At 56.7% G+C, this 1,470-nt stretch carries 1 protein-coding gene; it reads left to right on the top strand.

Features of this window, described 5'->3' with window-relative positions; translation table 11 throughout:
* Nucleotides 1-184 precede the first annotated feature (184 nt).
* On the top strand, nucleotides 185-1,470 hold a 1,286-nt coding region (locus C8264_RS21900), incomplete at its 3' end, for a hemolysin family protein (protein ID WP_108463103.1).

Below are 1,470 nucleotides of genomic sequence, written 5' to 3'. Positions count from 1 at the left end.
CCGGTCCCCTCGATTGTTCATGAAGACGATCACGAGAAGCGCGTATCTACTGGCGGTCCTCAGGCAAATCTTCCACGATAACAACACCCAGAACTGGATGAGGTGTGCGACAAGGTCGGCGGAAAGCACCATGGACGTTCCCCCCAAGCTCGGTCTAAGTGAGAGCAATTAACGGAAGTTCATGATGACCCCTTTCGTCGGCGTCTTGTTGATAATCGCCTTGATCGGCATCAGCGTGCTCGTTTCGTTGTCGGAGATCGCATTCGCCGCCGCTCGGGAACTCAGAATACGAGCGCTGGCCGAGGCCGGAGATAGCAGGGCTATGCGGTTCGTTGCTCTGCGAGCTGATGCCGGAAACGTCCTCACCGCTCTGCAGATCGTAACCAACGCCGTCTCGATCCTGGCCGGAACCCTGGGGCACGATGCCTTTGGTCCCCTCTTCGCTGGCGGCTTGCAGCTTCTGGGTGCTTCCCCAGAACTGGCACTGGGTGTCGGCTCTATTCTGGCGTTCTTGGCCGTGACGCTGCTGTTCGTCTTACTGGCAGACCTTACGCCCAAGCGCATCGCGATGTTGGTACCCGAACAGATCGCGCTGTCGTTGGTCTGGTTCCCAGAAGTGGCCGTGAAACTGCTCAGACCCTTGGTATGGTTCTTCGGCAGGCTTTCCGACGTCATCATCGGTTGGTTCAACATCGATGCCAAGGTGGCTGCGGATGAGGTAACCGCTGAGGACTTCCGCTTAATACTGGCTGGTGGCGCAGCTTCAGGCATGTTGATGAAGAATGAGCATCGTCTGATCGAAAACGTACTCTCACTTGAGCTTCGCGGCGTCACCTCGGTGATGACCATACGCGACGACATCGTCTTCCTCGACATCCGCGATCCACATGAAGTGCAGCAGGACAAGGTTAGACGGCGGCCCTTCTCGCACTATCCAATCTGTGACGGCGGCATTGATGTGGTTATCGGATGTGTCCGTGCTGAGGACGTGCTGGCAACTGCAATCGACAAACATGGAGAAGTGGACTTCGCCCTGGCCAAAAGGGAAGTCTTGTCCGTTCCCGATACGCTCAATGTTTGGGAGGTTCTTGCGGAATTCCAGGCGCAGAACACCGGCTTCGCGCTGGTCGTGAGCGAGTATGCTCACGTTGTTGGGGTCGTCACCTTCAAGGATCTAATGGGGGCCTTGATGCAGGGCTTGGCCAATCCCTTCGAGGAACAGGCGATCCTCAAACGCGATGAACATAGCTGGCTTATCGATGGCGTCGCTCCCTTCGTTGATGTCACCCGCACGCTTGGCATCAAGCACCTCGAGGCAGAAGCGGCCTATGAAACCATTGGAGGTTTCATCGTCCATCGCTTACGTCGAGCCGCTCGCAAGGGCGACAAGATAGAGGCTGCTGGCCATGTCTTTGAGGTGGTGGACGCCGATAAGATGCGGCTTAATCAATTGCTGGTGACGAGGGCAAC

Origin of the sequence: Devosia naphthalenivorans, assembly GCF_003056355.1 — a bacterium.
GTDB classification, from domain to species: Bacteria; Pseudomonadota; Alphaproteobacteria; order Rhizobiales; family Devosiaceae; genus Devosia; species Devosia naphthalenivorans.
Note: the sequence above shows the minus strand (reverse complement) of the source record. Positions and strands in the feature narration are given on the sequence as shown.